This is a genomic window from Gloeothece verrucosa PCC 7822 (genome assembly GCF_000147335.1).
GTDB lineage: Bacteria > Cyanobacteriota > Cyanobacteriia > Cyanobacteriales > Microcystaceae > Gloeothece > Gloeothece verrucosa.
This window is the reverse complement of sequence record NC_014533.1, coordinates 625182-646914: the sequence shown is the minus strand read 5'-3', so window position 1 is coordinate 646914 and position 21733 is coordinate 625182. Positions and strand designations below refer to the sequence as shown.

Annotated in this window: 17 protein-coding genes; 8 read left to right on the top strand and 9 right to left on the bottom strand. The window is 36.9% G+C overall.

Going from position 1 to position 21733, the window contains the following annotated elements; all coding sequences use genetic code 11:
- Positions 1–317 precede the first annotated feature (317 nt).
- Positions 318–1220: a PEP-CTERM sorting domain-containing protein gene (locus CYAN7822_RS39780; protein ID WP_013334631.1), complete on the bottom strand. Its 903-nt coding sequence runs from the start codon at positions 1218–1220 to the stop codon at positions 318–320.
- A gap of 315 nt (positions 1221–1535) precedes the next feature.
- On the opposite strand from CYAN7822_RS39780, the gene CYAN7822_RS29505 reads away from it, so the two are divergent.
- The gene (locus CYAN7822_RS29505; RefSeq protein ID WP_013334630.1) at positions 1536–2549 is read left to right on the top strand and encodes an SGNH/GDSL hydrolase family protein; all 1014 of its coding nucleotides are present in this window, start codon (positions 1536–1538) and stop codon (positions 2547–2549) included.
- Between the two features lie 280 nt (positions 2550–2829).
- Here CYAN7822_RS29505 and CYAN7822_RS29500 read toward each other — a convergent pair whose 3' ends face one another.
- From CYAN7822_RS29500 to CYAN7822_RS34940, 7 genes are all read right to left on the bottom strand, one after another.
- A complete protein-coding gene (locus CYAN7822_RS29500) occupies positions 2830–3366 on the bottom strand; it encodes a hypothetical protein (RefSeq protein ID WP_013334629.1) in 537 nt (178 codons plus the stop codon).
- A 367-nt stretch (positions 3367–3733) separates the two neighbouring features.
- A complete protein-coding gene (locus tag CYAN7822_RS29495; RefSeq protein ID WP_049802776.1) occupies positions 3734–4117 on the bottom strand; it encodes a RidA family protein in 384 nt (127 codons plus the stop codon).
- A gap of 62 nt (positions 4118–4179) precedes the next feature.
- On the bottom strand, positions 4180–4782 hold the full coding sequence (locus tag CYAN7822_RS29490) for a TetR/AcrR family transcriptional regulator (RefSeq protein ID WP_013334627.1): 603 nt from the start codon (positions 4780–4782) through the stop codon (positions 4180–4182).
- Positions 4783–4847: 65 nt separating this feature from the next.
- Entirely contained in the window at positions 4848–5168 is a 321-nt protein-coding gene (locus CYAN7822_RS29485) for a hypothetical protein (RefSeq protein WP_013334626.1), read from the bottom strand.
- 342 nt (positions 5169–5510) lie between these two features.
- Positions 5511–6701: an MFS transporter gene (locus CYAN7822_RS29480; RefSeq protein WP_013334625.1), complete on the bottom strand. Its 1191-nt coding sequence runs from the start codon at positions 6699–6701 to the stop codon at positions 5511–5513.
- A 235-nt stretch (positions 6702–6936) separates the two neighbouring features.
- Complete coding sequence (ribF, locus tag CYAN7822_RS29475; RefSeq protein ID WP_013334624.1) at positions 6937–8007, bottom strand: riboflavin biosynthesis protein RibF; 1071 nt, start codon at positions 8005–8007, stop codon at positions 6937–6939.
- Positions 8008–8562: 555 nt separating this feature from the next.
- A complete protein-coding gene (locus CYAN7822_RS34940) occupies positions 8563–9858 on the bottom strand; it encodes a DUF3102 domain-containing protein (protein ID WP_013334623.1) in 1296 nt (431 codons plus the stop codon).
- Positions 9859–10866: 1008 nt separating this feature from the next.
- Here CYAN7822_RS34940 and CYAN7822_RS29465 point away from each other — a divergent pair.
- The 7 genes from CYAN7822_RS29465 to CYAN7822_RS29435 all read left to right on the top strand — a co-directional run bounded on the left by CYAN7822_RS29465 (position 10867) and on the right by CYAN7822_RS29435 (position 20672).
- The gene (locus CYAN7822_RS29465) at positions 10867–11970 is read left to right on the top strand and encodes a fatty acid desaturase family protein (protein ID WP_013334622.1); all 1104 of its coding nucleotides are present in this window, start codon (positions 10867–10869) and stop codon (positions 11968–11970) included.
- A gap of 98 nt (positions 11971–12068) precedes the next feature.
- Complete coding sequence (locus tag CYAN7822_RS29460) at positions 12069–12446, top strand: ectoine synthase (RefSeq protein WP_013334621.1); 378 nt, start codon at positions 12069–12071, stop codon at positions 12444–12446.
- Positions 12447–12729: 283 nt separating this feature from the next.
- Positions 12730–13668 carry a GNAT family N-acetyltransferase gene (locus tag CYAN7822_RS29455; protein ID WP_013334620.1) on the top strand — a complete coding sequence of 313 codons (939 nt, stop codon included), beginning with the start codon at positions 12730–12732 and terminating at the stop codon, positions 13666–13668.
- Positions 13669–13726: 58 nt separating this feature from the next.
- Positions 13727–15535, top strand: a complete 1809-nt coding sequence (locus CYAN7822_RS29450; RefSeq protein WP_013334619.1) for an NAD(P)/FAD-dependent oxidoreductase — start codon at positions 13727–13729, stop codon at positions 15533–15535.
- Between the two features lie 176 nt (positions 15536–15711).
- Positions 15712–17178 (top strand): 4-hydroxyphenylacetate 3-monooxygenase, oxygenase component, encoded by a 1467-nt coding sequence (gene hpaB, locus CYAN7822_RS29445; protein ID WP_013334618.1) that lies wholly within the window; start codon positions 15712–15714, stop codon positions 17176–17178.
- Between the two features lie 787 nt (positions 17179–17965).
- Positions 17966–19624 (top strand): iron uptake porin, encoded by a 1659-nt coding sequence (locus tag CYAN7822_RS29440; RefSeq protein ID WP_013334617.1) that lies wholly within the window; start codon positions 17966–17968, stop codon positions 19622–19624.
- 394 nt (positions 19625–20018) lie between these two features.
- Complete coding sequence (locus CYAN7822_RS29435) at positions 20019–20672, top strand: potassium channel family protein (RefSeq protein WP_013334616.1); 654 nt, start codon at positions 20019–20021, stop codon at positions 20670–20672.
- Positions 20673–20753: 81 nt separating this feature from the next.
- On the opposite strand, the gene CYAN7822_RS29430 is transcribed toward CYAN7822_RS29435, so the two are convergent.
- Positions 20754–21416, bottom strand: a complete 663-nt coding sequence (locus CYAN7822_RS29430) for an HAD family hydrolase (RefSeq protein WP_013334615.1) — start codon at positions 21414–21416, stop codon at positions 20754–20756.
- Positions 21417–21733: the final 317 nt, after the last annotated feature.

The following is a 21733-nucleotide window of genomic DNA, read 5'->3' as shown; positions in this document are numbered from 1 at the left end:
GATTTTATGTCATCCACCAGCCTGGCGAAGGATCGCGAATAAGCTGTTACGCATCTAAATTATTAGTCCAGATAAAGAAGGGGGAAAGGGGAAAGGGGAAAGGATTGAACCTTTGTACCAAAAATAAAGTTATAAAAATTAAATGCGTGTTAGCTTAGGAGTTACGCACTCAGAAACGCGCACTAACGAGTTTATGTCATTCTTCGCTATAGCTCGGAACTCTCAAACCCTTATCATTGGGTTATGGTGCGTAAGTCCTAAATAAAATATCAAAAGTGTAAGTTAAGCGAATGCGCTCGCCAAAAAACGGTTAAATCTCATGAAGGAAATTTTTGTTTAAACAGAAATCCAAATCCTACGGCTATACCAGCACCTAAAAGGGTAAAGGGTTCGGGAACAGGTGTCGCTACGCGCCATGTAAGGTGGTCTAAAGACACATTATAAATACTTGTTGAAGAATCAAAGGATATGCTATAGCTGGTAGGATAAAAAGCAGTCTTGGGAAAAAAAGCGGGTAAATTGATTGCCTCAGAAAAAGTTGATCGATTTTGTTGATTTATTAAAAATTCGTAGGTAACCATAGGTTCTTGAAAAGCCATGATTCCTTGCCAATAACCATAAAGAAATGTCTGCTCAAAACCATGAGGAACTCCTTGCCATTCGGGTGCATTGAAATTAGCCCAATGAGACCCTTCTCCGGGAACGGCTGTGTTAGGGATTAAATAATAATCGGCAGGGACAAAACCTGGAGGAGGTACTTTGTAGGCTGCTGAAGGAAATTGAGGATTTGCCGGATTAATTTGCTGCTGAATAGATTGCGGAATGGTATAGAAGTGAAAATCAAAATGAGGAGTATTATAAACACCCGTAGGAGGATGTCCATCAGGGTTCCAATTCACTGCCACGAATTCAAATGCTGTGGAGGAAGCTTGACTAGGCAATGACAACATTACTGTGTCAATATGCTCATGTTCATGGCTATGATCTTCTGAATCAGTTTCTCCATCAGATAAACCTGACAAAATTCCTACATCAAAAGTCAGACCGATAGAGGCTGGCTCGCCGGTTAGGTCATCAACTACTACATAGGAATTAATCATGCCGTTTCCTAGTTTTTGGGGAGAGTTGCCCAGGAAAATAGCTGCTTTAGCTATATTACCGGTTTCTAAAGTAACTAAAATCGCTCCAACAGTAATTGCTAAATTTTTAATACTGCTCATAAAAATAGTTCCTATATTTTGGCTACATAAAAATTATAAACGGTTTTAAAAAATGATTTTAAACATTAATTATTTAATAATATTTTCAAAAAATATACAAATTTACTCAAAAGAGTACAGTTAATTTCAAAATCAAAAAATCAAACATGAATTTATCAGTTATTTTAAAAATAACTTAAGATTTAGATTGAATTTTAGCAGGCATAAGATTTTTAAAATTTTGAGTTTAATTAAATTTAAAATTTTAATCCTAAAAGCCTTGATTAACAATTACAGTTTTAATAATAATTGTTACTGTCTAATGGATTATAAACGATGATTATGAAGTCAAAAGTGATAACAACTGGATTGTGTCTTTTGTCTTTTATTTTTCCGATAAAAACTCTAGCCGCCAACTTTGAAGCCGTTTATGCCTTTGGAGATAGCTACTTAGATGTAGGAAATTATTATAATTACACCAAAAATATTTTTGGTTCAGGATTTCCTCCACAGCCTTACTATGAAGGCCGTCTTACCAATGGTAATGTCTGGGCCGAATATCTGGCTCAGGATTTAAATTTAAGTCCTAATTCAAACAATAATTTTGCCGTACTTGGGGCAACGTCTGGGCTATATAACGCGGTTGCACCTTCATCAATACCTAGTTTATATTTAACGGGAGTTTTATCGCAAATTAATAATTTTTTAGGGACTACTCCATCAGTTAATCCGAACGCGCTTTACATTGTTTCAGGGGGATTTAACGATCTTTTTGTTTCTAATGGCACTATTGATATTAATGAGCCTGTTATGAATATATTAACAGGGGTGCGTAATCTTGCTCTAGGGGGAGCTAAAAATATTTTAGTAGCTAATTTGCCAAATTTAGGAGATTTGCCAGGCACTATCAATAGCGAAATTTCTAACCAACTTAATAAATCTACTATTCAATACAACGCTAGTCTAGCCCAAAGTATTCACGCTTTAAAAAGCGAACTAAACCAAGTAAATATTGTTTCTTTAGATATTAATGGATTATTCAATCAAGTTTTTGCTAATCCCGATCAATTTGGTTTTAAGGATGTAACCGGTTCTTGCTTAGGTAATACAGTAATAGGTGCTTTACCCGCTTCGGATCTTTCTAGTCTTTGTGGTAGCAACCCGAATCAAGTTTTTTTCTGGGATAGTATCCATCCGACAACTACTGCTCATAAACTGATTGCAGAATATGCTGTTTCAGTATTAGAAGAACCCCAAGCCATTCCAGAACCTTCTCCCGAAGTAAGAATATGGGGGATAATAGCTTTATTGATTGTTAGCACGACAGCAGTCAGGAGACAGAAGACATAATAAAAATCCTTAGTACCTGGACATAAATAAAGTTCATTATGTTAAGAAATGTAAAAGCCTTGAAAGGCTTTCCTGTTCCCTGTTCCCAGATCCGGTGTTCCCTTACCAAACAGTTAACTTTAATTTTGTCCAGGTACTTTATTGCATTCATGGATTTAGTACACAATAGAGTCTTGAATGTCTTGTAGGGGTTTATCATAAGTAGTAATGGGAAAAAGTGCCAAATTGGCACTTCTCATATTAAGGCAGTATTAGCTCAATAAAGATTAATTTCAAAAAGTTAAGAAAAATCTAAACGGTGCAATAGTTCGGGCAAAAAATCTTCATTTAACTTGGCAATACTAAGAGACATAACTCTTAAAGTATCAATATAACCTAGGTAGGTTTCATATTCCTCTCGCTTGTTTTGAGGAATTTTATCAAATTCAACTCCCTTTCCCCATCGCTGAATTGTATTGGGCTTAATTTTTAAAACTCTTGCAATTAAGTTAATACATTTTTCCCGATAGCCATGTTCGGATTCAATGGCTAAAATTTGATGTTCTGTATAGCGAGGTATCCCATATTGATCTAGAGTTTCTATGCCAAACCACCGACGACAAAACTTCCTTGGGTGTAAACATTTTCCTTGATAAACACATTTTTTTAAAAACTGGTCAACTTTTTTACTGGATTGAGTTTGGTGGTTTTTGGTAGAAGACTGTTCTCTATTTTGAATGTTATGTTGAATTTCTTCACGGAAGAGTATTAACTCTTTTGATTTTATTGTGTCAGGATTTTGTTGACTTTTTATCGGTAAAATGATTGATGGTGACATAGTAGTTAAATCAATAATTATTCAAAAAGCATTTGCCTTACAATTTTGGAGTTACTAAAAGCCAAAAGACTAAAAGTAATAGATAGTAAAGCCTAAGTAGCTGGAACTAAATCAATGATGTTATTTAGGTAAGAGCAAGTTATGTTAAATTTTTGTGTTGCCCTAATTAGAAATGAATCTATCTTTATCATCGAATTGATTAAAGTTCCAAATTCTTTTTTTTAAGTAATTAAGCCGTGTCAGTATTAATAAATTGAAGCTATCCGACTTTTTTATTTGACAAGCTTTTACTTTTTACTCAAAGTTAATCATACTTTGATAGCTTTACTATCTTTTCAACAGAAATAACTGAAATAAAATGGCGGTTTTAATGGCGTTGGGCAATGACTTCAATTTCAACACAAGCACCTTTTGCCAAAGCCGCGACTCCAATAGTAGCGCGGGCTGGCGGATTTTCAGAAAAATAGCGGGCGTACACTTCATTAACCGCCGGGAAATCATTCATGTTGGTTAAGTAAATAGTGCTTTTGACGACATCTTTAAAATGTAATCCGGCTGCTTGTAAAACAGCTTGAATGTTTTTCATCAGATACTCTGTTTGTTCGGCTGCTGAACCGTCAAATACTCGATCATTTTGGGCATCATAGGCAAGTTGCCCGGAGCAAAAAACTAGAGATTGAGTGCTGATTGCTTGAGAATAAGCGTCGCAAGGAATTGCAATGGAAGGGTTGTACACGACTGTTTTGGACATAAAAAACTCTCTTAATGTAGTAGTCTGAATCTTGTTTTGTGCAATATAACTGGGCATATTTGTTAGCTATCGCTCGCGCGAATGGACGAGAAGATTATGGTTTTAAATTGCTCGAATGAGCGTCCGTCTTGCTCGACTTTGGAGCGTAATACACAGCCTTCCCAAGCGTTGACTAAAAAGTGGGCTAGAGTGGTGGCATCGAGATCTGAGCGAACTTCACCTTTATTTTGAGCATCGCATATACAATTCTCAAGTGTTTCTGCCCATATAGTGAGTAGAGAAGATAATAACTCTCTTACTAAAGGGCTTTGGGTTGAAAGTTCACCACAGAAGTTTCCTAGTAAGCAGCCGCGCTGGTAGTCCAAACTCGTTAACTCAGCCAAAGAATCAAAGTATAGCTCGAGTCGCACGATAGGTGATTGTGTCTTATCACTGAGAAGTTTTAAACTAGAAGCCGCTTTTTGCCAGTAAAGTTTTAAAATCTCTGCCCCAAATACCTCTTTACTTTCAAAGTAATTGTAAAAGGAGCCTTTCGGTACGCCGGCGAATTGAGTAATATCTTGCACGCTACATCTATTGAAGCCAAGACGGTGTATTACATCAAGTCCCGCCGTTAGTAATTTATCGCGCACGTTTGCTTTTGGCATTTTAATATGACCAGTCATCTTGCTAATTCCAAAATACTAAATATTTTGAAGCCTGTCAAGAGATTTAAACAAAAAAATTAAATCTATGAACCCATACCCCAAACCGTATCTTGCTTTTGAAATTGAGCCAAATCAATCAGGTAATAACTTAAAACTTCATGTTCTTGGGAACTAAGATAGTAAAGGCGTTGTTTGGCTTCATTTAAAAAATTCATTAAGGCCAAACAAGCTAATGCTAAATCAATTCTATCCTTAGCTATGGCTAAAGCTCGTTCCTGAGTAGAATAAATTTGGCAGCCATCAAGGGCGATACGTTTTAGGGGAAAACAGCAGTAAAAAGAAAAGCCAATGGGTTCGTCGATAATTGAAATCATCCATCCATGATATTTTTGTAGTGTACTCATGATCAATTACCTCTACTAGAGTGTTAGATATAAATCAATCAAGAGGTATGGCTCAAAACCCACCTCGGTGATCAGAAAAAGGTGATGAAAGAAGGAAACGAAGGCAGAAAGCAAAAGTTTATTTGAAATAAAATTCAAATTTTCCCTAATACAAGAGCGCAGTCATTTAAAATTTGGGCGTGGATGTTAATTTCATTGTTCATCTGCTACAGGATGCCGACAATTATGCAAGAGGTTTAACAAGTTATAGATGAAATTAGATAGAATTAACTTCAATTTTGCAGTCACCTGATAAACTTCTGCCCCTGCCTTTTCCGTCCCTTGAAAGACTGATAGCAATACTTACCGTTGTGGCAGTAGCCATTGAAGTAAGATTAGGGTGACTGCTGAAAAAATGGCACTGAAATAAAAAACACCATTCATCCCCCATAGGGTAAAAGCCGCACCAGCGATGAGAGGCCCGACTGCCTGACCAAATGTAAGAATAGTTGCATTGACTGCCATAAATCCGGCCCGACAATCATTGGGTGCTAACCTAGCTAAAAGGGCTTGGCTACAGGGAAAAACTAGGCTATGGGCGCAGCCAAAAATAACAGCACTAATTAAAACCGCCCAAGCATAATGAATGAAAGGAATAATAATTAAGGCGATGGCATAAAGAATGAAAGATACCTTAATAAGGATCAGTTCTGAGAAAAATTTTATCAATTTCTCCAACTGTGCAGAGACTAAAGCGATAGTGACAGCCATCGTTGATAGAATTGTTCCAATGAATAAGTCAGAAGCCCCTAAAGTCGTTCCGACTAGCATGGGAATGTAAGTAAAAAAAGCACCAAAAAGTAAAACAAAAAGAGAAAAAGTTGCCACAAAAAGCCCTATCACTTGATGGTTATTAATACTTTTTCCGACACTGCCTAAATATTCCTTAAAATTCTGGGTATTATTTTTTTCAGGAATTTTTAGCTTAAATAAAACGATAACTCCTACAGGAATAGCTATTAGCGGCAGAAGAAAAGGAAATCTCCATCCTAGGGTAGCAAGAGCGCCGCCAATTAAAGGATAAATTACTAAGCCCATGCCAATAACACTGGAATTATAACCCATAGCAGCAGTAAGCTTTTCACCGGAGTAAAGTTTGCTAATGGATGTCAAACCCAAAGATTCTAAACTAGCCGCTCCAATTCCTTGAATAAAGCGTAATTCTATCAAGGATTTAAAGTCTTGAATAAAAGCACAAGCTGTTCCAGCAACTGCAAATAAAATAAGCGAAGGAACGACGATTTTTTTGGTTCCCCATCTATCAGCAAGAAGACCCGTAATAGGAGTTGCTAAAAAAACAGGAAACATGAAAGCTGTAGTTAGCCATCCGACCTGTTCTGTAGGGATACTTAGCTCTCGTGCCAGCCGAGGAAAAGCAGGAGTAATACTGGTCGCCCCCAAAACTGCCATTAGAATGGTAAGAAATATTATTTGGAGATTCCTATCTTGATAGACTTTTGTAGGATTTTGAGCAGAAGATTTTACTAATGCCATGATTCCACCTTGAGTTGATAACTAGAGCTTTTTTTGATACCTATTTTTTCTAAAGCTGTATTTAATTCTTTTTTCCAACAATTAAAGATGAGAAAATCAGAAATAAATAATTACCTTTAAAAAAATAGGTTCAACTAATATTGAAACTTAGTTGACGGAAGGGTTTTTCTAAAAAGCAACCACTTATCTGTTTGCTTTAGAAAAAATTTAAAAAATTCAAAAAATTTGCTAGTGTTTAAGGTACACTCTTACTAAGCAAATGTTCTTTTTGTTGCTTAACAAAAGATGTCGGCTTTACATCAAGCATGACCTTAGCTAGGCTTAGATCAATCTGAATCTGTTTTTTGAGAGCCTCTAAAGAAGTAAATTCTAGCTGAGGTCGTAAAAAATATTCTAGTTCTATAGTTATGGTTTGTCCTTGTAAATCACCAGGCCAATCTAACAAATAGATTTCTACATAAGATTCTTCCTCATTAATGCCAAAAAAGTTATTGATATTAACAATCCCTTGATAAAGTAAAGGAAAAGAAAATTGGCAAGATAAATTTTTTAGAATAGCTGTTTCCAACGCCGTTTGGTTAGCGTCTTCTATAAAAACTCTTGCTGCGTAACTTCCAGGTCTAGGTAATAGCTTTTCTGAAGGTAGCTTAAGTTTAATCCGGGAAAAATCTCCCATTTCCTGCTGTTTTTCAGTGAAACCTTGAAGAGTATAAGAACGGCCTAACAAAGCTTTAATATATTGGAGGTTGCCTTGCTCTAAGCTTTGACGAATCAATGAACTGCTAATACGTTCGCCTTTATAAGTATAAGGAGGAACGATAGTAACGGGAATGCCAAAAGATCCTGCTATTTCTTGTAAATCCGTAGCGGTTCCCTTACGTTGATACCCAAAACGAAAATCATGTCCTACACTAATTTTTTGAGCTTTTAACTGTTGTACTAAAATTTTCTCAACAAACTGCTGAGGACTAATAGTTGCTAATTCCTCATTAAAAGTCAGTGGTACTACTTGTTTAATGCCTAATGATAATAGTTGTTTAATTTTCTCCTGTAGAGGAGTTAGCAAAGGGCGATGCTGTCTGCTAAAAAACTGTTTTGGATGAGGATTAAATGTAACGACAGTAGGATAATAAATTTGAGTTTCATTACATTCAGTAGAAAATGAAAAAAATTGATTTTGGCAACCATTTTTGGGGATTTGATGACCTGCTGAATTCAAAATAGGTTGAAGGACTTGTTGATGTCCACAATGTATGCCGTCAAAATTTCCAATAGCAACAGTAGTGGGAGTGAAATACTTTGTCATGGTTAAGTAGCTCCGTTGAATTTTTTTAGCCAATAGCTAACTTGGCCTAAATTTTTTAGTTATCTCTAAATCACTAATAATTAAATAAATTTTAAAATTTTAATGATTTTAGATTAACTAAATTGTGGCTATTTAAATTCAATTAATGAATAACAAACTTTTCCGAAACTACTTAAGATATTGTGGCTACGCTTATTTTTCTTCCTCAAAATCATCTTAAATCTATATTTCTTATTTGTCAACTATTTTTTTTATTAGAAGGCTAAAAATTTTTCAGATTTTTTCAAGAATTTAGGACTTACGCACTGTAACCAAATCATCAGGGTTTAAAATTGTCCGAGTTCCTAAGCGGTAACGAAGGATGACATAAAATTGTTATTTTTAATTCGGAGTGCGTAACTCCTAGCATTTTAGCCGAAATTATTAAAGATTAAATTTTATTAAACTTTAATTTTTGATGAAAATTAAAAAATTTGTAGAGACATTTTAGGCACTATCTCTACAAAATATGCTACTCCAGTTAGAGCATTTTAAAATTGGGAGTGAACTTGATAATTAAGTTGGGTCAATAAAATCATCCCAATCATAACCTAAATCATCAATAATATATCTCACTTGTTGTAAAATTTGTTCCGCAAAACAGGCATTATTTTGCATATACTTAAATAAGAAAAATAATGCTTTTAGATCTCCTTCAAAAGTCACTCGTGTCCCCGAAAAACTTAATTCAAAAGTGTGAGCAATATTCATGAGCAAAGCGGAATTTTCTGGTTGGATGTTAAGGATTCGCAAACAAGGACTAATTTCAGGCTCTAATTGAAATGCTGTTTTTGAAAATTTTCTAGAAAGCCAATTATCATCCGAGCAATGATCAGATAAAGTTCCAATTAATTGTTCGGTTATTTTAGAGCAGCTTTCTCTTTTAAAATTTAAAGGCTCAGAAGAAGCGGGCAAATCTACAACTTTTTCTTCTTTTAAACCTAGAGAGTTTAACGGCGGGGAAAAACGGGGCAGAGCCGAAGCCTCCTGGTCTTTTGTCATCTCTGGAGAGTTTGACGGAGGGGAAGGAGCGGGCAGAGCCGAAGCTTCCTGGTTTTTTGTCATCTCTTCCTGGTTTTTTGTCATCTCTGGAGAGTTTGACGGAGGGGAAGGAGCGGGCAGAGTCGAAGCCTCTTGGTCTTTTGTCATCTCTGGAGAGTTTGACGGAGGGGAAGGAGCGGGCAGAGCCAAAGCCTCTTGGTCTTTTGTCATCTCTAGAGAGTTTGATGGCGGGGAAAGACTGGGCAGAGCCGAAGCCTCCTGGTTTTTTGCCATCTCTAGAGAGTTTAACGACTGAGAAGATAGCTTTGCTTGAAGTTGAGCTTCTTGTTGATGAAACTTAATGATTGCTTTCGCTTTACTATAAGTAATCGTTTGTCCCCTTTGAGCAAGCTCCAAAACTTCTTGGCGTGCTTTTTCTGGAGTAGATGGTACTGCTAAAAGGTAAAGAGCAGAAACAGCAATATTTAAATTATCAAGATTAGCTGCTTTGAATTGAGTAGTGACTTGCATAAATCTAGTTGCTGTTCTTATACTCCATTCAAATTCTGTTTTTAGCCAAGCCCGAAAATATCCATGACCTAACTGTTCTTTAACCTCAATTAACTTTTGTCCAATCTCAATCATATCCTGAGCGCTTCGTCGCATCAAACTTTTAAGTTCGCAAGTTCTATTTTGGACAAGATTTCGGATTTCTGGAGAAAGAACAGCATAGTCAAAACTTGAGATTTTGTCTGTTATCTGCTGTTGTAATATTTGAGACAGTGATTCATCCTCGAATTTTGTCACTTGTAAAGAGTTAGAAAACTTCATGAAAGGACACCCCCAAATAATTACTGTTATGTAGCAATAATTGTGACCACAAAAGTGCTAAAGACTATTCCTTATTTTTTTACAAAATTCATCCTTAAGATAGAGCTTGATGTAGGTCGCTAAAAATGTGCCAAATTGGCATTTTCAAAAATTGGGGTTTCCGACTTGAAAAAGGCCTTGTTGCACCTACCACGTCACTACTTAGCCAAAATGTTAAAATTCCTCGTTTTTTAAGGAATGCTTCGTCTTTTTTCTTATTACAGACGCGACAGAGTTGACGTGATCTCTTATTCTTATTCTTACTCTTACTCATTAGCAAAACAATTTACAGGGATAGCAAAACAATTTACAGAGATCTTAAGATTATCATATTCTCGCGTTGCCTATTCATGCACCAAAGCCATTATTAATTAATTAATCATTTTTTAAGATTCAGGAAAATCTTATAACAATGTTAAGAAATATTTATTTTCTGTTACATTATTATAAGTACCTGGACATCAATAAAGTTGATTATGTTAAGAAATGTAAAAGCCTTGAAAGCCTTTCCTGTTCCCTGTTCCCAGATCCGGTGTTCCCTTACCAAACAGTTAACTTTAATTTTGTCCAGGTACTTATAGAAAAAGAGGTTATAGTAATAGGGTTTATTCTCAAAATAGATTGTTAAACTAAAACTCAATAAAGCTTTGATGTGTTTTATTTTATTTAAAAACTTAATACTGTACAATTTACATAAAAATATTGAAGGATTTAAAACCAAGGGTTATATTAACAATAGTGCTATTTCAAACTCTTTCCAAAACTTTTAGTGGCTACGGCTTATTAAATCCTCAAAATATTTTCCCTGCTATTACTGATAAGTGCAATTGTCTCAATAGTTTTTAGCTAAAAAACTGTTGGTTACAGTTACACTGCTGTTTGAGCAAATCTATTGGCAAAATAAATTGCAAACTCACTAATTGGATGTTTCGATGATGTTCTTACCACAGCAAAAGGAACTGTTGAGCTATGACTGAAATTAACTCGCTCATGTTTACTAATAGCCTCTTAGCGCCTATATCATCGGTAGTGGCCAAGAAAATTCCTAACCCTAAGTTTTATGCTCACCATCGTAACAACTGGCTTAACGGAATAGTCATAGCATATATATTTGGCGGCTATGGATTGTCCTTATTTTGTATTACGGCAAATAATGGATGGTTAAACTTGTTAGGAGTTGTTCTTTTAACGCATACATTAACGTGGGCGGCTTTTTTTGTTCATGAATTTTTTCACCAAAATATTTTTGCTCACTCTCGTCTAAACTTGGTATTTGGAGAAGCCATGCTTTTCATCACTGGCTCTTGCTATAGCCCCTTTGGTGATTTAGCCTCCCATCATCTTGCCCACCATATCTACCGGGCTGATTTTTCTCCTTTTTATCCTTTCTCGATGATTGATTTTTTACAGTCGCTTCCCAAACTTTTGTTAAAAATAATTGTTGTTTTGGAATGGCTGTGTATCCCAATAGTCAATCTTATGTTTCGCTGGATGATTATTTTGTCTCCTTTTTTGAGTAAAAACCGTAAAAATGAGCGTTTTTCTCAGGTATTGCTCATAATACTAAGAGGAGGTTTAATTACAGCCTTAGCTTTGTATTCTCCTCGCTCCCTAATATTTTATTTTATTGGCTACATCGGCTTTCTTCACACCCTTCAATTTATAGAAGGCTTTCAACACACCTATTCAGCTTTTCAAATTAAAGGAGAAGTGCCGAAACAAACTTTAGAGTATGAAGAAACTAATTCTTACTCTCTTGTCTTGCGGCCCTGGCTTAGTGTTTTACTGTGTTTGAACAACAATTATCACAACGCACACCATCGGTTAATGAGTTGTCCTTGGTATTTACTTCCGCGACTGGATGCTGAATTATATCCTCGAAATTACGTGCAGTATGTACCATTACTAAAACTCTTAAAAAACTACTTTCGTTATCGTCTTTATCGCCTATTCCAGGGACAGGGAATAGTGGCAAGGAACGAACATGGTTTGATTTTGGATAACTTTGCCGGAGCAACAGGAATGTCTTTTATGATTTTGCGTAAGCCGTTTGATTGGGTACAACTATCATAAATGTTGTTTCGATAGTTTCATGCAAATATCGCTCAAAAACAGCTTTTTTTCAACCTTGATTTTAGATTTTTCAACAGTACAAATAGGAGATTTTAACAATGATTATCACTCAATTAAGCGAACTTCTGAACACTGAAAGAGATGTTGAATGGGGCAACGGAAAAAGCCGCCGATTCTTGATTGAAAAAGATGGAATGGGCTATTCTCTAACCGACACCATCGTCAATGCAGGGACCGAGTCATTACTCGAATATAAAAACCACATGGAAGCTTGTTATTGCATTGAAGGGGAAGGCGAAGTCGAAGCAGACGGTACTATTTATCCCATCAAAGCCGGTAGTATGTATGCGCTGAATAAGCATGATAAGCATTACCTCCGAGCTAAAAAAACTTTACGCCTTGTCTGTGTTTTTACACCTGCTTTAAAAGGAAATGAATCCCATAACCTCAAGCAAGATGGCTCATCTTGTTACTAACCTCAAAAATTCATTAGAACAACATTAAATGTGACCATTTGCGTCAATTGTCTTAAAACCTGAAAAAATAGCAGTTACGCACTTAGAAACTAAACTAACGAGTTTATGTTATTCTGAGTCCTGAGCCTTGCCAAGGATCGCGAGGAATCTCAAACCCATAAAATTGGGTTATGGTGCGTAAGTCTTAGTTTTTAATCGAGAGTGCGTAACTGCTAAAAAAATTAATAATTGACGCAATGAGTCATATTTCTTCAGTATTACTTAGGCACAAGGTAAAAAGGTGATGCAGGTCTCTATTCGTCCACTAGAACAAAATGAATTAACGGCTGCCGATCAAATCTTCCGACTAGCTTTTGGGACTTTTAGAAAACTACCAAATCCGGCTCAGTATGGTGGTGATATGACCTTTATCAAGCGCTGGTTTACCGATCCTACTGCTGTTTTTGCGGCTGAAATTGACGGAAAATTAGTAGGTTCAAATTTTGCCAGCAATTGGGGAAGCTTTGGATTTTTCGGCCCTTTAACAATTCATCCGGATTTTTGGGGTCAGAAAATAGCCCCACGCTTAATCGAACCTGTTTTAGAATGTTTTAAACGATGGAACAATAAACAGGTGGGTCTTTTCACCTTTCCTAACAGCCCTTTGCACCTTAGTTTGTACCAAAAATTTGATTTCTACCCCCGTTTTCTAACGGCTGTCATGACTAAGGAAGTCAAACCAACCAAACAGCTACCGCAGGGGCTTAGATACTCCGAACTTCCCAAAGACAAACAAATAGAGTGTCTCAGATCAAGCCAGGAATTAACCGACGCTATTTACGATGGTCTAGATTTAGAACGAGAAATTCGAATTGTAGAAGACCAAAGTTTAGGCGATACTCTTTTTCTTTGGGATGACAAAGGTTTAAGTGCTTTCGCAATTTGTCATTACGGAAAAGGTACTGAGGCCGGAAGTAACGCTTGCTATATCAAATTTGCGGCAATACGTTTGGGGGCAAAAGCAGGACAAAATTTTGAGCAATTACTCCAAGAATGCGAGACACTCAGTAGATGGCAAGGAGCTTCCCAATTGATCGGAGGAGTTAATACTGCCCGCCAAGAAGCTTATCAACAAATGCTCGCTTTTGGTTTTCGGATTGATCGCTTGGGCATTGCAATGCTAAATCCCAACGAACCTGCTTTTAATCGCCCTGGTGCTTACATCATAGACGATTGGCGTTAGTCCCCGTTTTCTTGCCTCAACAAGAATGTTGTTTACTTTTTTAAAATTAAGATGTGTTATGATGCTACAATCTTTTGAGAATTTTCAGCTTCCTAATCTTCAAGATGCCTATGACGTAGTTATCTGTGGCGGAGGCATTGCCGGAATAACTTTAGCACGACAGTTAAGACTAAATCTGCCTAAAATATCCATCTTAGTCTGTGATCGCCTAGCAAGACCTTTGCCGGAGGCTACCTTCAAAGTAGGTGAATCAACCGTTGAAATTGGCGCTCACTATTTTACAGAGACTCTACAGTTAAAAGATTACATTCAACAATATCACCTGCCTAAACTCGGACTGCGATATTTTGTTGGTGATCCTCAAGCCCCCTTCGGCGAGCGCCCAGAAATTGGCGTGAGAAATTTTGAAATCTTCCACTCAGATTTTACCTATCAACTTGACAGAGGGAAACTAGAGAATGATTTGCGAAATTTTAACATCGAAGCCGGAATAGATTTACTAGAAAATTGTTCCATACAGGATGTTAAACTTACCGACGGTGAAGAGTTTCACACAGTTATTTATAAAAAATTAGACACTAAAGAAACTCAATCCGTAAAAGCGCGGTGGGTTGTTGATGCAACAGGTCGTCGTCGGCTATTACAGAACAAGCTTGGTTTAGGCAAAGCCAATGCCAAAAACCGCAGTGCTGTGTGGTTTCGGCTCGATGGGCGCGTTGACGTGAGTGACCTAGTTCCCCTTACGGAGTCAAAGTGGCACGCTCAAGTTCCTAACAATCTGCGCTATTACTCCACTAATCATTTAATGGGCGAGGGTTACTGGGTGTGGCTAATTCCTTTGTCTTCTGGATGCACCAGTGTTGGCATTGTTGCTAGTGACGAGGTTCATAATTTTCACAATTACCATACCTATGAAAAAGCCTGCCAATGGTTGCAAAAGCACGAACCGGCGTTGGCTGATTATTTAAAAGACCGACAGCCGAAAGATTTCATGAAAATACCCAAATACAGCCACTCATCTCATCAGGTATTTTCTCAAAATCGTTGGGCTTGTGTTGGTGAAGCCGCAGCATTTGTAGACCCCTTATTTTCTCCTGGATTTGATTTAATTTTTTTGGCAAATTCTCTCACTACTGAATTAATCAAACTTGATCTTAATAACAAGTTAAGCCAAAGAACGGTAGATCATGCTAACGTTTTTTATATAGACACTATCGATCAATTAAACTTAGTCTATGAAAATATTTACGCACTTATTGGGAAAAAACCGATAACGTTTGCCTTGCAATCGGTCTGGGGAGCGTTGGTTTCTTGGTCTACTCTCTCAACGGTGAGTCTTAACTCAGTGATTCTAGATCCGGACAGAATGGCAAAATTTCAACCTGTTTTGGCGGAAATTTATTCTTTAGCCCATCGAGTCCAACAATTACTGAATGATTGGTCGGATAATTCATCAAACAGACTAAAGTTTGAATATTTCGATTATTTAGGAGAGTTACCTTTTGTTGATGAAATGCGCTCACTCCATGTGAAATTTAATAAAACCGATCAAGAATTAATTAATGGATGTAAAGACAGTTTAAAACTTTTAGAAGAACTGGCTCAAGTAATCTTCTTACTGGCAGTAGAAGATACCATGCCGGAAAAACTTCAAAATTTCTCGCAGCCTATCTGGTTAAATGCTTGGGGAATCAGTTTGAATCCCGATCAATGGGAGCAAGATGGGCTGTTTGAACCTAAATCACTACCTCGTGATCTCAACCCAGTAATGGCTCCCTTAAGAAAGTCTATTTACTCAAATTATCAGCCTTATGTTTTGGAGGTTGAGCGAGAAACGGCTAATGCTGGTGTAGCGGTAGGAGTTTAAGCGACGCTCTGTCACAATTCTACCATTTTTCAAAACGCCTAAGAAACATCTCAAGCAATCACTTTATTTAAAAGAGACAGGAGTTGCAATTAACAATTAACTCGCCTTTTAACTCCTGACTCTTATATCTTCCCTGTTAATTAAATTCCTTTAAATTGGACAAGGAGAAATATTTTATGACAATTAGAACTGGGGCACAATACAAAGCGGGTTTAAAAAATTACCGCGAGGTCTGGATAGAAGGACAAAAAATCGATGACGTTACAACCCATTACGCTTTTACTGAGCCAATTGCCTCTATTGCAAGTCTTTATGACAAGCAACATCAACCAGAGTTATCGGAGATTTTGACCTATTCTTCTCCAGATACCAATAATAAAACCAGTACCTTTTTCCTGACCCCCGTTACTCACGACCATCTATTAAAGCGTCGCATGGCAATTAAAACCTACGCGGATGCAACTTTCGGATTAATGGGAAGGTCACCAGATTTTCTTAATACCGCCGTTATGGCATTTGCTGCCGCTAAAGACTTTTTCGGTCAAGTTAATAGCGATTTTGCTGATAACATCTTGACTTACTACAACTATTGTCAAGAGAATGATGTTTTCTTAAGCTGCGCCCTGGTTAATCCTCAAGTAGACCGCTCAAAAGCTTCCGGCGAACAGAAAGATCCCTATGCTCATTTGCGGGTGGTACAGGAAACAGCAGATGGATTATTAGTGCGGGGAGCCAAAATGATTTCTACCCTTGCCCCCCTCGCGGACGAGTTATTCGTCTTTCCTCTACCTGGATTAAAACCCGGAGACGAACCCTACGCCCTTGCTTTTAGCATTCCCATCAATACACCAGGATTGCGCTTGATTTGTCGAGAATCTTTTAGCCGCACTAATCAGTCTCTTTTCGATCATCCATTAAGCAGCCGATTCGAGGAAATCGATGCCGCTTGCGTATTTGATGATGTGCTAATTCCTTGGGAACGGGTTTTCTTTTATGGAAATGTGGAATTAGCTAACGTTCTGTACGCTCAAACAAATGCTCGTAATTACACCAGCCATCAAGGGGCTGTTCGGGCACTGGCAAAGGCCGAGCTATTGGTAGGCATTGCGATCGCCTTAGCGGAGATGGCTAAAACTAATTCATTCCTGCACGTTCAAGAGATGTTAGGGGAGCTATTAGGGTATTTAGAACTTGTCAAAGGCGCGGTTTTACTGTCGGAACGAGAAGCCCAAAAAACCCCCTGGGGCACTTTATGTCCTGCGATTGAGCCTCTTGTGGCACTTCGCTACCATTTCCCACGTATGAATGCGCGAATGGTGGAGGTTATCCAGACTTTAGGGGCTGGAGGTTTAATATCTTGCCCAATGGAACAAGATTTTAATACTCCTATTGGTGCAGATATTGAGCGCTACTTTCGGGGAACTGAGGTATCGGCACAGGAGCGACTTCATTTGCTAAAATTAGCTTGGGACGTTACCGGAGATGCCTTTGGTCAGCGCCAACTTCTTTACGAGCGATATCATGCAGGAGATCCTGTTCGCATTGCTGCTGGTCAGTATCGGGAGTATGATAAATTATCTTTATTAAAGAGAGTTGAATCTGCACTTAAAAATAGTTGCGGTTCTGCTAATGCTAGAAATTAAGATGCAGTATCTCTGACAAAATCCCAGAATGTTAGGTTGAAGGAAAAAGAGTTTAGGTTGAAAATTTTTCCTGCTGTCGTCTTATCCTTCTCCTAAATACTGGGCAATCGCTTAAGATAAAACCCCAAGGCAAACGCATCTAAATATTATTGACAAAATGTAATTAATGTGCCTTGATTTTAAGTATGACTTTGTGTCATACGAAGGTGATCAAATAGCCAGAAATCTTTTCCTTTTTAATTCGGAAATCATGCCTAAATGCCAGTATTTAAAACATTAGTTTAATCGAAAAAACTGATAATTATTTTAATATATTAATAAATGTAAGTACCTGGACATCAATAAAGCACTTTATGTTAAAAAATGTAAAAACCTTGAAAGTTTTACCTGTTCCCTGTTCCCAGAGCCGGTGTTCCCTTACCAAACAGTTAACTTTAATTGTGTCCAGATACTTATTAAGAGTTAATAAATTTGAACTAATTAGATTGTAATCTTAATTTACATATTAATATTGAGGATAAATTTGTATTTAGTTTAAACTAAGATAAATACTGCTAATTTTAACGATTTTGTCTAAAAAATTGCTTTAAAAAGCTCATTTTAACAGTTGAAAAATTCTGACATTTATTAAGAAAATAGTTTATTAGATATTATTCTTTATGAGTTTTGGAGAAAGTAAAGCTTGACACATATTTTTAAGAAAAAGCTGTGTTATCTATGCATAAACTTCTTGAAAAAAACCATAGTTTCCATGTCTAACCATTAAAGGTGTGAGGTAAAATAAGATATGCTTGAAATTTTTGGAAAAATAATTTTGACTGTTTCTAGTCTTTTAATGAGTGTTTTAACATTAGCATCAGCAGTTTGTTCAGAAAACTCAACGCAAGCTGAAACGTTTCTAAATTTCAGTTCTGAGTTAGAAGCGGCTCAAACTCCAGCAATACCAATTAGTCAAAATGATAATTCAATTTTAAAAGGATTAGGAAGCCAAGTTCCCAGAGTTAATCAACTTAAAGATGTTTCTTCTAGAGATTGGGCTTACGAATCACTACGGAGTTTAGCTGAACGGTATAAATGTATTGTTGGTTATCCTAATCTCACTGACCGAGGTAATCAAACTCTCACTCGCTGGGAGTTTGCAGTTGGTCTTAATATTTGTATAAATAATATGGAGAGCTTAATTCAAGAAAACGTTGCTATTTTGAGAGAAGACATTGAGACACTCAAGAGATTGGCACAAGAGTTTGATTCCGAGCTAACAGGCTTGAAAGTGCGTAGTGATGATTTAGAGGCTCGAGTTGCTTTTTTTGAAGATCACCAGTTTTCGACAACCACTAAATTGCAGGGTGAAGTAGTTGTTGCTCTCACCGATACTTTTGGAAATAATGACACCACACAAACGATTTTTGGTGATCGCATTCGTTTAACGTTTAAAACTAGCTTCGATGGAAAGGATCTTTTGGTGACTCGTTTGGCGGCTGGTAATTTAAGAGCTTTTGATACTGAACGTAATGATGCTTTTATCGAGTCGCCGACAACAACACAAGGTTTTAATGTGGGCTATACTGGAAATAATGACATCGTCATCGATTGGTTAGCTCATTTTGACTCATTCAAGCTTAATGACAAGTTTAAATTTAATACATATATACCAGCCCTAGGAGGGATTTGGCCTGATAATGTTCCTTCGAGTAATCCATTTTTCTTTAATTATGATGGAGGTAATGGTTCTCTATCTACTTTCGCTAACTTAAGCCCGATTTATCGGATTGGGGGAGGTAGCGGTTTTGTTCTAAACTTTAACTTTAATATTGTACAACTCAGTGGTGGCTACCTAGCGGGTCAGGCTGGCCGGGCAGGCAATCCAGTACAAGGTTCAGGTCTGTTTAACGGTGATTATGCTGCCTTGGTTCAATTAAATTTCCAGCCCATCAAAACAATTGAACTGGGAATAACATACGTTCACGGTTTTCATAAAAGAGGCAATCCTATTTTTGGTTATGGAAGTAGACAACCTTTCGTCGGTACTAATGCTGTTAACTTTGCGGGTGCAGAAAGCGACAGGGTTACTAATACTTATGGATTTCAGGCATTTTGGAGAATTGTTGATGCCCTCAGTTTCACCGCTTTCTTCGCCTATGGTGACCTTAAGCAAATCGGGGGTTTTAATTCTGAGTATTGGACTTATGCCGGAGGTTTTGCTTTGCCAGATTTGGGTAAAGAAGGTAATATTTTAGGAATTTTTGCTGGCGTTCAACCTTATTTAGGTAATAAAACTTTAAATACTAATAACAAAAACCCAGTTCATGTAGAAGTATTTTACAAATATCAGTTAACTGACAACATTAATATTACCCCTGGCGCGATTTGGATTTCTAATCCTGAACAAGTGCCTAGTAGTAACGATGAAATTATTGGTACTGTAAGAACTACATTTGCTTTTTGATACAGTTACCCTAGAACACCGATTCAGTAATAACTTACTGAGTAAATATGCTTAATTAAGGACGAAAGCAAAAGAAAAAATGTACTGATAAGTACCTGGACACCATTAAAGTTAACTGTGTGATTAGGGAACAGGGAACACCGGATCTGGGAACAGGTAAGACTTTCAAGGTTTTTACATTTCTTAACATAAAGTGCTTTATTTATGTCTAGGTACTTATTGTTTAAAAAGTAATAAAAAATAAAAAAAAGGCAAAAATAGCTGACATTTTTTAAGAGTTGTTTATTTTGGGTTTTAAATGCTAAAATTTTAACTTACGATGAATTTTTCCTTTTTTCTATGAACAGGCATAATCGCCTCAGTAATTTATTTACACAAGGGGGAGTTACTCAGATTGGCTACTAAAAAACCATCTCCTCATCGTCTGCTACTGCTCCTGATTATTTTGTTTATTCTTTCTCCTTTGTGGCAAACGCGGCTTGGCCGATTAATCCATGATATTTTCCTGTTTATAGCACTCCTTGTAATTATTGATATTTTTCATCTTCGTTCAAAATCCTTAAAAATTTTGTATCGGCTGTTAGCTTTTATAGCTTTATTATTAGACACTATTATTTGGCTCAAACTTTTTCCCATCCATTTAGCTTTAATAACTTTTAATATTTTCATTGAAATTTGTTTTTTGGGAATGGCTATTTTGATAATTTTGAGACGAATATATTTTGAAGATAAAGTCACGAATGATACTATAAGAAACGGCATCAATGTCTATTTATTAATAGGCATTATTTTTGCCATTATTTATCGTGCTATTCATTTAGAAGTTCCTCAAAGTTTTTATCTTCCCTTTGCCGAACAAGGTTCGACTTTCGATCCTTTTTATTTTAGTTTTTTGACCCTGACAACTGTGGGTTATGGAGATATTATTCCCATTAGTCCTTGGGTGAGGGTTTTAACCAATCTTGAAGGAATTGCCGGAATTCTTTATCCGACAACTATTATTGCTCGATTGGTTAGTCTTTATATCCTTCACAATCATCAAAAATAAGATTTGCGTTTTTCAGGTTAAGTTGAGCAAGAATTGCCGTTACTCTAAACTCAATTTAACTTAATAATATCTACAAATGTATTATCTAGATAAAGCCGATGTTTCATACTGTTCTAATAACTGAGCCGGGTCATCATAAATAGCCCCTGCGCCTTCAAGTTGGGAGTCACTGAAGCCTCCACAACGTAAAGCGATAACATTAATACCGGCTCTTGAGGCTGCCTCGATATCATAGGGAGTATCCCCTAACATTAAAACTTGCTCAGGGGGGAGGTTGATTTTGTCTAAAGCCGCTTGGACGATATCAGGCTCAGGTTTGGAGTTATCGACATCGCTCGATGTTGTAGCTTGTGGTAACAAATCGTCGATGCCACCGGATTTGAGTAATACTGAGAGTTCGTCGCTTTTGGCTGAACTGGCAACGATTAATTCAAGTCCCTCTGATAGCATTTTTAATAATAGTTGACGTGCCCCTGGTGTCGGACTTAACTTAGTACCGTATTGGTTGATGATTAACTGTTGGCGAAAAGAAGATATTTCCTTGCCTACGCCCTTTGAGTCAGTTAGCCCTGGTACAAGTAGAGAAATTACTTTGTCGCCACCCATCCCGATTAAAGGTCTAACCTCCTCAAAGCTGATATCGTAAGCAAACTTTTTAAATGCCTCAACCCAAGCTTGTGCATGAGCATCATTGCTGTTTACCAGTGTCCCATCTACATCTAAAAGCACGCCTTTTAAGCTCATCTGTTTTTTCTCCCAAACCGAAATTGAAGGGTTTAGCTCTTTCGCTCAATCTATTTAATCCATAAAAAATTTATGTCCACCTCATCCGAAGGAGCGAAATTGTTAAATGAGCTTGCTGTTAAACTAACAATATCCTAAAGATTTAGTACACTAAGTACGTAAAAAAAAAATTAAATTAATAAATCCTCATACAAATTCTTTAAGAATAAGTATGAGGGTAAAAAATTTAGTTAAATTTAATTAGGAAATGTTTCTAACATTGATTTTCGCTGAAACTGCATCTAAATTATCTCCCATTCATCACTGATTAAGCTACT